Origin of the sequence: Saccharolobus solfataricus (genome assembly GCF_900079115.1) — an archaeon.
In the GTDB taxonomy this organism is placed as follows: domain Archaea; phylum Thermoproteota; class Thermoprotei_A; order Sulfolobales; family Sulfolobaceae; genus Saccharolobus; species Saccharolobus solfataricus.
Map to the genome: position 1 here is coordinate 2,248,822 of NZ_LT549890.1, position 13,148 is coordinate 2,261,969.

Annotated in this window: 16 protein-coding genes; 7 read left to right on the forward strand and 9 right to left on the reverse strand. The window is 34.7% G+C overall.

Features of this window, described 5'->3' with window-relative positions:
* Window positions 1–7: 7 nt before the first annotated feature.
* From SSOP1_RS12010 to SSOP1_RS12020, 3 genes are read right to left on the reverse strand one after another with little or no spacing between them, the layout of a single operon-like run.
* The gene (locus SSOP1_RS12010) at window positions 8–556 is read right to left on the reverse strand and encodes an HD domain-containing protein (RefSeq protein ID WP_009989449.1); all 549 of its coding nucleotides are present in this window, start codon (window positions 554–556) and stop codon (window positions 8–10) included.
* Window positions 557–573: 17 nt separating this feature from the next.
* On the reverse strand, window positions 574–1,908 hold the full coding sequence (gene thiD, locus SSOP1_RS12015) for a bifunctional hydroxymethylpyrimidine kinase/phosphomethylpyrimidine kinase (protein WP_014511398.1): 1,335 nt from the start codon (window positions 1,906–1,908) through the stop codon (window positions 574–576).
* The gene (locus tag SSOP1_RS12020; protein WP_009989446.1) at window positions 1,905–2,600 is read right to left on the reverse strand and encodes a MoaD family protein; all 696 of its coding nucleotides are present in this window, start codon (window positions 2,598–2,600) and stop codon (window positions 1,905–1,907) included. The genes thiD and SSOP1_RS12020 overlap by 4 nt, the downstream gene beginning before the upstream one ends.
* Window positions 2,601–2,637: 37 nt before the next feature.
* On the opposite strand from SSOP1_RS12020, the gene SSOP1_RS12025 reads away from it, so the two are divergent.
* The gene (locus SSOP1_RS12025) at window positions 2,638–3,093 is read left to right on the forward strand and encodes a hypothetical protein (protein ID WP_009989443.1); all 456 of its coding nucleotides are present in this window, start codon (window positions 2,638–2,640) and stop codon (window positions 3,091–3,093) included.
* Here SSOP1_RS12025 and SSOP1_RS12030 read toward each other — a convergent pair.
* Complete coding sequence (locus SSOP1_RS12030) at window positions 3,084–5,339, reverse strand: 4Fe-4S dicluster domain-containing protein (protein WP_009989442.1); 2,256 nt, start codon at window positions 5,337–5,339, stop codon at window positions 3,084–3,086. The two genes, SSOP1_RS12025 and SSOP1_RS12030, sit on opposite strands and share 10 nt — an antisense overlap.
* A gap of 47 nt (window positions 5,340–5,386) precedes the next feature.
* Between SSOP1_RS12030 and SSOP1_RS12035 the strand changes: the two genes are divergently transcribed.
* Both SSOP1_RS12035 and SSOP1_RS12040 read left to right on the forward strand, forming a co-directional pair.
* The gene (locus tag SSOP1_RS12035; RefSeq protein ID WP_029552514.1) at window positions 5,387–6,136 is read left to right on the forward strand and encodes a pantoate kinase; all 750 of its coding nucleotides are present in this window, start codon (window positions 5,387–5,389) and stop codon (window positions 6,134–6,136) included.
* Window positions 6,091–6,891 (forward strand): 4-phosphopantoate--beta-alanine ligase, encoded by an 801-nt coding sequence (locus tag SSOP1_RS12040; RefSeq protein WP_009989440.1) that lies wholly within the window; start codon window positions 6,091–6,093, stop codon window positions 6,889–6,891. The genes SSOP1_RS12035 and SSOP1_RS12040 overlap by 46 nt, the downstream gene beginning before the upstream one ends.
* On the opposite strand, the gene panB is transcribed toward SSOP1_RS12040, so the two are convergent.
* Together panB and SSOP1_RS12050 are read right to left on the reverse strand one after the other, a co-directional pair.
* A complete protein-coding gene (panB, locus tag SSOP1_RS12045; RefSeq protein WP_009989439.1) occupies window positions 6,870–7,673 on the reverse strand; it encodes a 3-methyl-2-oxobutanoate hydroxymethyltransferase in 804 nt (267 codons plus the stop codon). The two genes, SSOP1_RS12040 and panB, sit on opposite strands and share 22 nt — an antisense overlap.
* On the reverse strand, window positions 7,570–8,253 hold the full coding sequence (locus SSOP1_RS12050; RefSeq protein WP_009989435.1) for a hypothetical protein: 684 nt from the start codon (window positions 8,251–8,253) through the stop codon (window positions 7,570–7,572). Before SSOP1_RS12050 ends, panB begins: the two co-directional genes overlap by 104 nt.
* A 53-nt stretch (window positions 8,254–8,306) precedes the next feature.
* Here SSOP1_RS12050 and SSOP1_RS12055 point away from each other — a divergent pair, with 53 nt between their 5' ends.
* The 3 genes from SSOP1_RS12055 to SSOP1_RS12065 are packed head-to-tail and all read left to right on the forward strand — an operon-like array spanning window position 8,307 to window position 10,503.
* Window positions 8,307–9,047 carry an ABC transporter ATP-binding protein gene (locus tag SSOP1_RS12055; protein ID WP_009989434.1) on the forward strand — a complete coding sequence of 247 codons (741 nt, stop codon included), beginning with the start codon at window positions 8,307–8,309 and terminating at the stop codon, window positions 9,045–9,047.
* Window positions 9,047–10,237 carry an ABC transporter permease gene (locus tag SSOP1_RS12060; protein WP_009989432.1) on the forward strand — a complete coding sequence of 397 codons (1,191 nt, stop codon included), beginning with the start codon at window positions 9,047–9,049 and terminating at the stop codon, window positions 10,235–10,237. Before SSOP1_RS12055 ends, SSOP1_RS12060 begins: the two co-directional genes overlap by 1 nt.
* Before the next feature lie 32 nt (window positions 10,238–10,269).
* Window positions 10,270–10,503, forward strand: a complete 234-nt coding sequence (locus SSOP1_RS12065) for an Lrp/AsnC ligand binding domain-containing protein (RefSeq protein ID WP_009989431.1) — start codon at window positions 10,270–10,272, stop codon at window positions 10,501–10,503.
* Window positions 10,504–10,729: 226 nt separating this feature from the next.
* Here SSOP1_RS12065 and SSOP1_RS12070 read toward each other — a convergent pair whose 3' ends face one another.
* A complete protein-coding gene (locus SSOP1_RS12070; RefSeq protein ID WP_009989430.1) occupies window positions 10,730–11,044 on the reverse strand; it encodes a hypothetical protein in 315 nt (104 codons plus the stop codon).
* A gap of 149 nt (window positions 11,045–11,193) precedes the next feature.
* Between SSOP1_RS12070 and ccr1 the strand changes: the two genes are divergently transcribed.
* Window positions 11,194–11,370 carry an aCcr1 family cell cycle regulator gene (ccr1, locus tag SSOP1_RS12075; protein ID WP_009989429.1) on the forward strand — a complete coding sequence of 59 codons (177 nt, stop codon included), beginning with the start codon at window positions 11,194–11,196 and terminating at the stop codon, window positions 11,368–11,370.
* Here the strand turns inward: ccr1 and SSOP1_RS12080 are convergent.
* Both SSOP1_RS12080 and SSOP1_RS12085 read right to left on the reverse strand, forming a co-directional pair.
* Complete coding sequence (locus SSOP1_RS12080) at window positions 11,367–12,002, reverse strand: MBL fold metallo-hydrolase (RefSeq protein ID WP_009989427.1); 636 nt, start codon at window positions 12,000–12,002, stop codon at window positions 11,367–11,369. The genes ccr1 and SSOP1_RS12080 overlap by 4 nt on opposite strands.
* An 8-nt stretch (window positions 12,003–12,010) precedes the next feature.
* Window positions 12,011–13,129: an isopropylmalate synthase gene (locus SSOP1_RS12085; protein ID WP_080514939.1), complete on the reverse strand. Its 1,119-nt coding sequence runs from the start codon at window positions 13,127–13,129 to the stop codon at window positions 12,011–12,013.
* Between the last annotated feature and the right edge of the window lie 19 nt (window positions 13,130–13,148).

Below are 13,148 nucleotides of genomic sequence, written 5' to 3' on the forward strand. Positions count from 1 at the left end.
CCGCCTATTATTTTGGATTCAGCTTATTTAAACTATTCATTATTCTAGTGACCAGTTCTCTTATCTGATTTAATGGCTCTATCGAAAGTAACTTATCTATTTCCTCGGCGTAGCTTGAGATTATCTCATCGACATTAAATCCAATTCTCTTGTATCTTAATCCTTGCAAGTATGTTGATAATCTATCCGATAACTTAGCTACTTTAGCTTCATTAGTATTTAGGTCCTTAAGTTCGAGGAAGAGTTCCTTTCCAATTCCTAATTCATCAAATGCCTCTACTTCTGCATCCCTTTTATTGATTCTACTGGTAGCCCACTTTGGTAAGTCTCCTAGTAAAGTCTCTCCTGCATCATGAAATAGGGCAATAAGTGCACTATGTTCAGGGTTTATCTCTATTCCTTTTCTTTTAAGCTCCGTCGCGAGTACGTAAGCCAAGATTGACGCTTCAAAACTATGAGAAGCTACTGTTTCTCCCATCGCTGAGGGAATTCCGTTTTGCATCCAACCGGTTCTAACTAAGTTTTTGGCGCCCTCTAACAATCTCTCTAGTTTCATTTCAAATTAAAATGAAGTTACAGCATTTTTAATAAATTATCTAAAGCTTCTATCATCTCTTCCATGTTTTTTGTCCAAAACCTAATCATTGCCTCCTTTCCCTTAGTTCCCTTATCATAAATTACATTCGGTATGCCACCATATTCGCTACTTACATACTCAATAATCCATTGCATTGTCTTTCCTTCTCCATGGGCAGGTTCTAGTTCCCTATTAATCTCAATTGTTTCATACCCAATTCTCTTAAAACTCTCAACTATCTTATCGTCATATCTAATATTCATTAAGCAAGTACTATCCTTTCCCTTGAGAATGAGCGACAACAGCATTCGAGCTGTATGGGTAGGGTTTCCAAACACCACTGGATGTCCAACAATTACCTTTTTATCCCATCTCCTTATTATTCTACCCCTAAATGTAGCAATATCATTTAGATCCCTAACGTATTCTGGTTTTATACTATGTGCTAGATTTGATTGTACTTCAGGGATTAAAATCCAGAATCTATCGTTATTTTCGGCAAAATCCGCAAATCTCCTCATTTCCTCAACTGCTTCATATTTCATAGACTTCTTCATAATTTCAACACTTACGTTAACTGGTCCTATACCTTTTCCTATGTTAAGTCCATATTCTATTGAGGTTTGAACGAAATCTCTAGCCTTCCTAAAGGCCAATTTTAAATCCCTTATCTTTATGTATTCTGCAGTAAGTGCAGTTGCAAATACGCTTCCAGTACCATGCGTATCCTTTGCCTGCAACCTTTTATATCCTATCTTGTATAGTCCTTCATCATTACACATATAATCGAAACTATAATCTCCTTTACTATGGCCTCCCTTGATTATCACGTAGGGAATATTATAACTATCCCTTAATTTCTTACATACAATTACTACATCGCTCTCCTTTTCTATTTTGACACCGCTAATTGCAGATGCTTCTATTATATTTGGCGTTATTACTTTAACTTTTGGCAAAATTATCTTCTTATATTCTTCAATGTCTCTAATCAGCGGAGTTCCATCTTTCGCATAAAGTACCGGATCTGCTACTAAAAAGTAATCATTTAATAATTCATTTACAACCTGAAACTGTTCTTTAGTATATATCATTCCTATCTTTACAGCTTCCACTTTGAAATCCTCGAGTAAAGTTTCTATCTGCTTTTTAAGAAACTCAGGATTAACAACAGTGATATCTTTTATGCCTTTTGTACTTTGAGCTGTTATCGCAGTGATAGCAAAAACTCCGTGGATTCCTAATACTTCAAAAACTCTTAAGTCAGTCTCTCCACCAGCCCCATTTCCAGTATCCAATCCAGCTATGCTCATACCAACAGGTTTAATCATTGTTTTTTCACTCTCGTATTCCCTGCTACTACCCAATATTCTCCGTCATCTCTTATTTCCAACTTCCAAATTCCAGTGCTATGTTTAACTAATTCCAATGTTTCTTTTACCGCGTCGATAGCGTCCTTCCTTCCCTTACCTATAGCCATTATAAGTAAGACATTCTCTCCGGGTTTCATTGAATCTATTACATGTATTATCTCGATTTCGATCAGATCATTATATTTCTTCTTTATTTCATCTTTTATTTCTAGAAATCTTTTTCTAGTGTACTCTTCGTAGGCTTCGTATTTCAGTTCAAAGACTCTATGATTGTCTACTATACCTTTAACAAAACCTACATAAACTACTAAAGAACCCGCTTCCGGGGGTGCTTTTTCTCTAAATTTTCTAATTTCCTCAAGTAAGTCAAATTTTTTCCCTATTATTAAATCTCCGCCCGAAGGTGGTGGTAACAACGCTACCTCATCTCCATCTTTAATATTCTTGGTTGAAGCTGAACCGTTAACCAAAATTGAAACCTTTATCCCATTTATTCCACTCTTCAAGAAATTTACTAATTCGCTTCCGTAAATTTTACCCAGTTGTTCAATAAAGCAGTCTACAGTTTCGCATTCTGTTTCTAATACTTCATTTGACTTATGGGTTATGTCTTTAATGAATGCAAAATAAAGAACTTTCACTTTTTTCATGGACTCACCATTATTAATTTCTTAATCCTTAGATAGTATGAGTGAAGACGAGATAATAGATTTACTATTTAATACTCAGCGTGATATAAGGCAAGGTATCACAATAAAAAAGGAAAATAATGAGGTTTTAAACAAATTAAATGAGATAGAGAAGCTTCTTCAGTATTTAATTAAGAATAAAGAGAGAGCAAGTCAACAAAACGGGAGTTTATGTGAACAAGTTCTTTCATCAACTTATGTTATTCTTGATGAAAATATGGGAGATATACCTAGAAAGTACTTTATAATTGATCTGAATAGTTCTAGAAAATTAGTTACATTTAAGGATACAATAGACCTTCTTAACCTCTACTTCTCTCAAACCATAAATGAGCAAGATTTAGACGATAAGCTTCCTAAACGGCTAGTCCCATTATTCAGATTCATGAGAAGAAATGGTTTAATATACTTCGATTACGACAAGAAAAGATATTTTATTGTAGACTATAAGTAAATAATATTGTTTATGGCATTTCCTATTAAGTTTTCGTTTATAGACCTTCTTAAGGCCTCCTTCAGTACGTTCAAGAATTCACTAGTCTTAACTAAGTCTCTTACAGAATAATCTAGTTTATTTGATTTTGCTATTTCATCCCGGAGAGTATTTATTTCATTGCTAAAGTTATAATACGAAAGATAATCCTTATATGTGGAAATTTTTTGGTTTAGTAGAGGCGTATCTTGCGATAGTTTAGATAAAAATTCCTTTACTCTGGAGTCAGAGGATAATTTTCGTATAAGCTCACTGCTTATATATTTAGAGAAAATCGGAATAGTCAGCAACAAGAAGTATTGGCTACCTCCTAAACTCCACATGACTACTTTCTCAGCGATTTCATCCTTAGAAGCTATTAAACCATCTGCAACTGCCCTTACTAACAAATCGAATATTATATTCTCGTTTATCATGACTTTTTCTTCCTCAAGATACTTTACCTCTTTCTTTTCTAGGAATAAGCTATATGCCGATATTGTTCCAAACTTCCACGTAGAAAATGGACATACAGTTAAGAAACCTTTTTTGGTAGCTCTAATTGGGCTACCTTTATAAGATGTTAAGAATAAGCCTGCACATTCATTATATTGTGAAGAATATCCAAGCTTCTTAGCCCAGCATCCTAAATGTACTTCTTTATCCTTTAGTTCATGTTTGATAACTTCGTACGCAAATATTCCCTTCTGTTCGCTAAATTTATTATAAATATACAATCCCTCAGGGCATAGGAAATAGATGCCAGCAGCATTTTGTTCAATCCTTAAGCGATTTATCTTCTCAACACTATTTCTCGCACCTTCTAGATTCCCCGCTAGATAATCATTAAAACCACAACAAATTCCAGTGACTAATCTAACTCTGGGAGATAGCTCTTGAGGTAATTTATCTCCATTGATTAGGAGGTAATTTAGAAATCCCTCTAGTCCTAATGGATCGTACTTTGCTGCGCATCCTACGAATAGTAGGAAGACTGGTCTATTCCTGTACCTACTGCCTAAATTTTTTTCCAATTCGTAGATAGTCCTTGGTACATCGATTGTTTCTAATTCTATTGTTTCCTTTTTTTCATTAAATTGTGGTAATATTTCCATTAGATTTGAAATATTTATTCCTACTGGACAAGCTTCTTGACAAGAAGCGCATCCAAAACAGAATTCAAAATTTCCTTCACCCGTTAGTAATCTGTTAAATCTACCTAAAGGTGAATAAAGGATATTATTGGTAGTGTTGTAAGCAAGGCAGCTATCTAAACATAATGAACAATTTATACACTTTGACGCCTCGACTATCGTGTTTTTATTTATTCTCTTAGATCTTATTTTTATCTCATATTTTTTAAAGTTTCTTATGATATCCTTATGAAATTCTTCATACTCTTTCAAATAGGGAAACGGTAATATATCTGGATTCTTTCTCAGAAACTCAAAGAGTTCTGGTAATCTGGTTTCCTCTAAGCTTCCAATCATAACTTTATATTTTCTCGGCGAGTTGTAATTGATTATATATCCCATTTTAAAATCGAAATTAAATTCCACGTTTTTGTCATAATTGGTCATCAGTATTATTGGCACGTAATTTCTCTTGAATATACTAGATATCTCCATATTTATACTTTTTATCAAATTATTTATAGATACTGATTTAAAATTTCCCTTAATTACTTTATTGTAGAACGAGGGTATATAATATCTTGTAGTATCCTTATATATTAGGGCTGACCAAGCAAATCTATTTTCACCTTCAGTTTCTAACAGCTCTGGATATTTTACCGCAAGAACTCTTACTACCTTATAGTCAATTAGCTCATTTATAGTCTTTTTACCTTTTGCAAATCCGAACTTATAACTACCGAATCCTGAACCATTTGATGCAGTAAATCCTCCAATAGTGCCTTTTAAATATAGTGGGAAGATAGCAGGGTAGTAATTAATCTTGGAGAGTTCATCTATCAATTTATCGAAAGTTACTCCGGCAGGTACTTCAAATATTTTATATATATTCTTTCCTTCAACTTCCCTAAATACACTTCCGTCATCAAATCTATCCGGAGCACGAATTATTTTCAAATTAGTATATTTTAATACGTCGCCATATAAACCTGTTAACCTACCAACTACTAATTCGTTTTTATCATTACTTTCGATCTTTTTTACATCATAGCCCCCTATCACAGCTCTGCTGAAAATTGATGCGTCTAAAATCACAACTACTCTTAGTAAAAATTATTAATAACAGTTTTATAGTTTTAGGCGTGGAGATAAAAGTACCAATTTCTATTTCTGGTATATGGTATCCAGTAATAGAGAAAGAGAACTTGATAAAATCAGGATCTATAGGACTTACCTTAACGTTAGAACCATATATTACAGCTGAAATCAGAAACGGTAGTGGAATAGAATTTAATGGGATAGAAATACAACTTCCTAATTACGAGATATTAAAGAAAAAATTAGGAGAATACAAGTTATCTGTATATTCTGAAGTACCATTAGGTTATGGTTACGGTCTAAGCGGAGCTATAAGCTTGGCTTACGCCCTTGGGGTTAAGGAACTAACCCCAATAAGTGAGGAAGACGCGGTGAATACAGCCCACTTAAGTGATGTGTTATCTGGAAATGGATTAGGGGATGTAATAGCGCAATATTATGGCGGAGGTTTAGTTTATAGGAAGAAGGCAGGAGGTTTAGGGTATGGTGAGGTTGAGGTGATAAATATGGATTGGTCATATTACCCAATTTTCTCTCAGCCCATTAGCCAACTTCCAACCAAGAGTATTATAAAGAGGTCGGAAATAGCACTTAAGCTTATAGACGATTTTCTCAAAAATCCGTCTCCATTGAAATTTATTGAGGTTGCACAACAATTTACAAGTAGTTTGGGTTTTAGTTCTGAATATCCTTATTCCTACAGAAAGAAGGGGATAATTGTTAAAATCTTTGAACCAGAGTATGGAGTATGGATAAAGCACAAGATAGCAAGCCGTGGAGCATACGTGATTTAATACCAGAAAATCACCCTAGAAGGGAATCCCTATTAATCAGGGAAAAGTTGATTGAAGCAATGGAGAAAAGTATTCTAGTTCCTCAAGGGTTAATAGCACATGGAAGGGGGGAATGTTTCGACTACTTAATAGGAGAGAAAACTCAAGATTTCGCTGAAAAAGCAATAGAAGCCGCAGCTGCTACCTTACTCTTAGCAAAAACGCCTACTATTTCTGTAAATGGAAATATGGCCGCATTAGTTCCAGAAGGTCTAATAAGATTGGCAGAGGAGAGTAATGCTAAGCTAGAGATTAATTTATTCTATAGGGATGAAAGAAGAGAAAAAGCAATAGCTGAAGTACTATATAAGGGAGGTGCGAAGGAAGTTTTAGGAGTTGGTGAGGACGCATCAGAGGTAATACCAGAACTATTTAGTCAGAGGAGAAGAGTAAGTCCAAAAGGTATTTACAAAGCTGATGTGGTATTGTTGGGTTTAGAAGATGGAGATAGAACAGAGGCACTTGTGAAAATGGGTAAAAAAGTAATAGCAATAGACATTAATCCACTATCGAGGACTTCAAGAACTGCTACAATAACTATTGTTGATAATATAATTAGGGCGGTTCCCAGACTGGTAGAGAAGGTGAAAGAGTTGAAGTCTAAGAGTAAAGAAGAGCTAGAACAAATAGTCTTTAACTATGATAACAAAACTATCTTAGCTGAATCACTAAAATTTATAGCTAACAGATTAACTCAACTTTCTCTTTCCTTATAATGTTGTTTTTCAGGAAACTTATTAGTTTTCACGTCAATTATATACTGATTAATAGCGCTGGAGATGATTTCTTTCAAATTAACGTATGACTTAGCGAAGTAAGGGGTAACCTCAGATAACCCTAGTAAATCGTGTATTACTAACACTTGTCCATCACAATATGGGCCTGCTCCTATACAGATTGTAGGCACGTTTAGTTTTTCCGTAATCCTTTTAGCTATATCCACGTATGTATTTTCTATAACTATTGAAAATACCCCTGCATCTTCTAGTTCTAAACTATCCTTTATTAATTGCTCCTCTTCCTGCTTAGTTTTTCCGATAGTTCTAAATCCCCCTAGCCTCAAGAACCTTTGAGGGGTTAAACCAATATGCCCCATTACGGGTATTCCAGCCTTTACGATTGCTCTAATAATGTCTTTAATTTCCTCTCCACCCTCTAGTTTTACCGCGTCACTACCAGCCTTAACTAAAAGACCTGCATTCTTCACTGCACTTTTCACGTCTATCTCATAACTTAGGAACGGCATATCTGAAACTATTAACTGAGGAGGATTAGCTCTTGCTACTGCTCTAGTATGGGAGATCATGTCTCTCATGGTTACGTTAAGCGTATTTGTATATCCTAGAACAACCATTCCTAAGGAATCTCCTACTAGTATGGAATCTAGCGTAGTATTAGATATTATTTTCGCTGTGGGGTAATCGTAAGCTGTTAACATCGTAATTTTCTCCTTCATTGATTTCTTCTTTATGAAATCCCTTATTGTCACCTTTTTCATTGTTTATTCTTGAGCTTATTCTCTTAGCTAAATTTATAATTTTTTTCAATTTTTCAGCAATCTCAAAGGTTTCCTCATGCTGGGAAGCCTTATAATACAATTTTACTATTAAAGGTAAAATCTCAAATGAAAATTTCATAAAATTTTTCTTGTCCAAGTCAAGTAGTTTAGGTTTCTTCAACAAGAATAATAATTTTTTTTCTACCTCCTTAGGGTTTAAGCTATTATATTGAATAATTATAAGCGAAATTTCAGCATCCTCCTCGCCATTCTCAATTTCTCCACTAATTGCTAGCTTAGTCTGTTCAATATCTATTAATTTCCACCAATGTTGATTAGCTGACTTGTACGTGGTTTCTATTATACCGAAATCCTTCTCTAAGGCTCTTAATATCATTCTAGGGTCGTAGTTAATTCCCCATTCCTCTAGTTTTTCAACCAATCGCTTGTAGTTAAAGTCTCCTAGTTCTCTATTTTCATTCTCTTCTGTAATTTCTATTATTGCTTTCAAGATATATTTAGCCTTATCACCATATCTCAGAATAGCCTCTAGCGTTCTGTCCTTTACTGTGCCAATCATTTTATATTATCTCGAAAGCATATAATAAGTTCCTTAGCCATAATAGCATGAGTATGACAGAAAAACAATTTGCTGTCAGTGTTACCAATTTACGAAAGAGAATCGGAAATAAGGAAATACTTAAGGGGTTATCATTTGATGTAGAGAGCGGTGAGGTTTTCGGAATAGTGGGACCTAACGGAGCTGGAAAGACGACAACTCTAAGAATATTAGCCGGTATTATCAAAAATTTTAACGGAGATGCAAAAGTCTTTGGTCTAAGACCAATTGAGGCAAAACAAAATGGATATATCTCTTATATGCCAGAAGACGCCTTTCCTTATGAAAAGCTAACTGGCTATGAAAATTTAGATTTTTATGCAGAATTATACGCTAAAGGTGACAAGGAGTTAAAGGAGAAATACCTGAAATTAGGCATTGAAATCGCTAATTTAGGTGAGAGGATTTACGATAAAACTGCTGAGTATAGTAGGGGCATGAAAAGAAGGCTTATTATAGCGAGGACCTTAATGGTAATGCCAAAACTTTCAGTTCTTGACGAACCCACTTCAGCCCTAGATGTAGAGTCCGCAGTAAGGATAAGGAATATAATTTTAGAAATGGCAAGAAGATACAATATGACAATAATACTCTCTTCACACAATATGCTAGAGGTAGAATATTTGTGTGATAGAATAACGCTAATTAACGACGGAAGAATAGTTGCGAATGGAAAGCCTAAGGAGATCATTAAAAGTACTAACTCTAAGAATTTGGAAGAAGCGTTCATAAAACTAGTATTTGGTGATCAATGATGCTAAGGACAATGATAAAGAAAGAGATATTGGATTTAAAAAGAGACAGAAAGTTATTACTCGGGACTATAGTACTTCCTTTCGTATTATTACCATTAATTGGTATAATACTTTACGCTTCCATAGCTGTATCCCCACCCGTGATCGAAATAATTAACTATAATCAATCCAACTTACCTTATATTCAAATCATTTCGAACTATATTACTCGAAATGGAGGCACAGTGATTTACAATAATACGAATACAAGCATAGTACCTGATGCTGTGATAATATTCCCTAATGACTTCAATATAAACGCCAGCAATATCTCAAGACAAACGTTTGTATATGAAAAGATTTTAATTTCCTCCAATCAAGAAGCTTCTAATTTGGTTAATAACGCAATAGGTTATCTGTCTTATACTCTAGTATATAATAGGATTGAACGGTTGATAAATTCTTCTAATTTACAGCATGTTGTTAATCCTGATGATGTCATAAATCCTTTATTAGTTAAAAACTTCGTTGTGACCATAACCGGTCGTAACGCTTCACAGTCTCAAGCTAACCTAAGTGAAATGGCCAGGATAATCACATTAGTGCTTTTCCCCAGTGCTACTCCGGTAATATTTTACGTTACAGATGGGATAGTTGGCGAAAAGGAAAGAAAAACTTTGGAGTCCTTATTGGCTTCCCCTATATCAATAAACTCCTTTATATTCTCTAAGGTAATTATAGCTGTGATCTTAGGAGTTCTCTCTTCATTAGGTGATATTCTAGGTATAGTAATATTTTCCTCATTAATGTCATTTACATTTGGTTTACCGCTATCTCTCAGTACACCATTTATCCTAATTGTTATTCTAACCTATCTGTTAGCTGTACTATTGACTGCAGCGCTAAGTGTGATTTTACTTCTAGCCTTAGGAGGATCAATGCGTAATATGCAAGTGATAAACTTTCTCATTCTATCTTTTGGTTTGATAGCGTCCTTCTCTGCACTATTTATAAATGTTGCTAATTTGCAGTCTCCCCTAAATCTAGTACTCCTAATACCGTACGAACAATTAAGTCTATCATTACTTTACTTCGTTTCCGGCTCTACTTTTGTTTCGTTATCTCTCCTCTTAGGCGTATTTGCGGTCTGTGTAATAATTTTAATAGTATCATCAAGACTATTTAATTCGGAAAGACTACTGCTAAAGTAAACCTTTAAATATTGAGTCGTAATTAATATTTTATGGCAGAAGTTGTAAGAGCCTATATTCTCGTCTCTACTACTGTTGGTAAAGAAATGGAAGTAGCAGATATGGCTAAAAAGGTCTCAGGTGTAATAAGAGCAGATCCAGTTTATGGTGAATATGACGTAGTAGTAGAAGTAGAGGCCAAGTCTTCTGACGATTTGAAGAAAGTAATATATGAGATAAGAAGGAATCCGAACATAATAAGAACCGTAACTTTAATAGTAATGTAATTTTTTCTTACCTATTAATTCTCGGCGTGTATTTCCATTCTATTAGAAATATACGTTAGGTCAGTCTTTATACTCTTTCCACATTAGCTTCAGTACGTCCCTGCTACATCACTTGATAATCGTAAAATCCGGGGGTGACCCTCCTGCGATCATCTTACCCCGGTACACGGGGATTAATGTAAAATCACGCAGGCCAATATGATTTAGCTTAACATAGGTTAAATTTTTACCTTTGATTACTATCAACGACCTCTACTTGTTCCTCTTCCTCATCTTTTTCTTCTAACATCTCCAACTTCTTTAATACCTCTACCAGTAATGCATCTAACTGTGCTACTTTTGCCTCTAAAAAGGCTATACTCTCATCATACTTAGCGTTCGTCCTTTTTTCTTCATTTTCCTCCTCTCTCTCAAAGTCTCCTTCTAGTCCCTTCTTTATAAACAGTTTGACTAAGTCAGTCATTTGAATACCTAACTCATCAGCTTTCTGCTTAAGTTCGTCATACATCCACTCTGGCAATGAAAGGTGTATAGTGGGCATCTCTGTCTGCTCCTCTAAATATTAATATTGAAGTAGAAGTATATTAATCTTTATTTTCTATTATGTATTCCTCTTCATGGAAGAATCCGGGAATACCGATCCAGAGAATACTTAAACCTTACTGATGACAAGTATATATATGATAAAAGATGAGAGTTGTAACATTTAAAGTGGAAGAGGATTTGTTAGAACTATTAGATAGATATGCTATAAAATACGGTTTAAATAGATCTGAAGCCATACGTAAAGCCATAGAAAAAATGGTAAGAGATGAGTTATCAAAGGAGAGAGTCCCAGTGGCAAGAGTGGAAAAGATAAAGCTTTAATAAGATAAAGCGTAAACCACTTTCTTGCTCTCCTCTACGTTTTCATCTATGAGATTGTTTTTCAGATCTATTCTTCTTATCTCATATTTTAGGTTGGCTAAGAACTCTTCTGGGGGATCTAAAGGCATATAGTGCCCTTTTATCCAATAGTGAATCGGGATTATTATTTTGGGTGAAATCTTATTAATTATCTCTAGGGCTTCTTTGAAATTTATGGTAATTACACCACCTATAGGTATCAATAGGACATCTGCCCCATATAACTCCTTATAAGTATTCTCTTCAAGGAGATGGCCTAGATCCCCAAGGTGTACGATTTTTTTACCATCACTCCTTTGTAGGACGTATATGCTATTTTCCCCTCTTAGTTTACCGTTATACTTATCATGATAACTCTTTATTCCCTTTATTGTATAGTTAGAATAGGTTAAGGATCCATAAAAATTAATTTTAACATCTTTGTATTCAAAGATTTGATACGCGTTATGGTCGTAATGATCATGAGTTACTAAAATTAGGTCTACCTTTTTTATATCCGGTTTAGGTAAACCAATACTTCCTCCATCGTGCGGATCAATTAATATTCTATCATCAATTAAAACACAAGAATGTCCGAAATATTTTAGTACCATACAATCGTTTAAGAATTCATTAATTTAAGTGCAATGTTTTTCGCATCCTCTACTGTTACCTTATTACCTGATTCTGCCAGTTTCTTAATCTCAGCTAGGACTATCTTTAATTTATCGTCTGATAGATATATTCCTTGTTCTTCTAATAATTTTCTTAACCCATGTATTCCGCTATGTTTACCTAGTGCTAGTCTTCTGAAATTACCTACTTCTTCTGGTGAAATTGGTTCGTATGTGAATGGGTTTTCTATTACTCCATGAACGTGTATCCCAGATTCGTGTCCAAATGCATTATCACCGACAATTGCCTTGAAATAGGGAACTGGTACGCCGGTCATTTCAGCTACAAACCTACTTACCTCATATAATTTCCACGTTTTCACATTTGTCTCATAATTTAGTAATTTCTTTATACCCATTACTACTTCCTCTAATGACGCGTTTCCTGCTCTCTCACCTATACCATTTACAGTAACATGAGCTTGTCTGGCACCTGCATACACGCCAGCTAAAGAATTTGCTGTTGCTAGTCCGAAATCATTATGGCAATGAACACTTACTATTATTCTCTCACCTACGAAGTTTACAATTTTCTTTATCATATCATAGTACTTAAAAGGATGCATTGTCCCTACAGTATCCGGTATATTGATCCTATCGGCTCCTGCTTCTATTGCAGTTCTAATTGCAGTAAATAGGAAGTCTTCTTCAGTTCTCGTTGCATCCTCTGGACTAAACTCTACTATCATACCGTGATCTTTTGCGTATTTTACACTTTCATAAATCTTATTTAATACCTCCTCCTTTGTCATCTTTAATTTATATTTCATATGCAATTCGGAAGTCGCTATGAACAAGTGTATACTCGAGATCCCAGTACTTATTGTCTTATCTATATCGTTCTTATTAGATCTAGATAATCCAATTACTTCTACTTGATCTCCTATCTCTTCAAAAATCTTTCTGGTAGCTATGAATTCTCCTTCTGAAGAAGCAGGGAAACCTGCTTCTATTACATCAACACCTAAATCGGCTAACTTTCTCGCTATCATTATCTTTTGTTCTGTTGTTAAATCTATACCGGGAGCTTGTTCGCCGTCTCTTAACGTGGTATCGAATATTCTAATTTTCTTAGACGTAGAGAAT

Excerpts from the sequence above, each read along its gene's own strand:
- SSOP1_RS12055 (WP_009989434.1), top strand. The coding sequence starts at position 8,307 with ATGACAGAAAAACAATTTGCTGTCAGTGTTACCAATTTACGAAAGAGA.
- SSOP1_RS12070 (WP_009989430.1), bottom strand. The coding sequence starts at position 11,044 with ATGCCCACTATACACCTTTCATTGCCAGAGTGGATGTATGACGAACTT.
- SSOP1_RS12010 (WP_009989449.1), bottom strand. The coding sequence starts at position 556 with ATGAAACTAGAGAGATTGTTAGAGGGCGCCAAAAACTTAGTTAGAACC.
- SSOP1_RS12020 (WP_009989446.1), bottom strand. The coding sequence starts at position 2,600 with ATGAAAAAAGTGAAAGTTCTTTATTTTGCATTCATTAAAGACATAACC.
- thiD (WP_014511398.1), bottom strand. The coding sequence starts at position 1,908 with ATGATTAAACCTGTTGGTATGAGCATAGCTGGATTGGATACTGGAAAT.
- SSOP1_RS12065 (WP_009989431.1), top strand. The coding sequence starts at position 10,270 with ATGGCAGAAGTTGTAAGAGCCTATATTCTCGTCTCTACTACTGTTGGT.
- SSOP1_RS12040 (WP_009989440.1), top strand. The coding sequence starts at position 6,091 with ATGGATAAAGCACAAGATAGCAAGCCGTGGAGCATACGTGATTTAATA.
- SSOP1_RS12050 (WP_009989435.1), bottom strand. The coding sequence starts at position 8,253 with ATGATTGGCACAGTAAAGGACAGAACGCTAGAGGCTATTCTGAGATAT.
- SSOP1_RS12060 (WP_009989432.1), top strand. The coding sequence starts at position 9,047 with ATGCTAAGGACAATGATAAAGAAAGAGATATTGGATTTAAAAAGAGAC.
- SSOP1_RS12080 (WP_009989427.1), bottom strand. The coding sequence starts at position 12,002 with ATGGTACTAAAATATTTCGGACATTCTTGTGTTTTAATTGATGATAGA.
- panB (WP_009989439.1), bottom strand. The coding sequence starts at position 7,673 with ATGAAAAAGGTGACAATAAGGGATTTCATAAAGAAGAAATCAATGAAG.
- SSOP1_RS12025 (WP_009989443.1), top strand. The coding sequence starts at position 2,638 with ATGAGTGAAGACGAGATAATAGATTTACTATTTAATACTCAGCGTGAT.
- ccr1 (WP_009989429.1), top strand. The coding sequence starts at position 11,194 with ATGAGAGTTGTAACATTTAAAGTGGAAGAGGATTTGTTAGAACTATTA.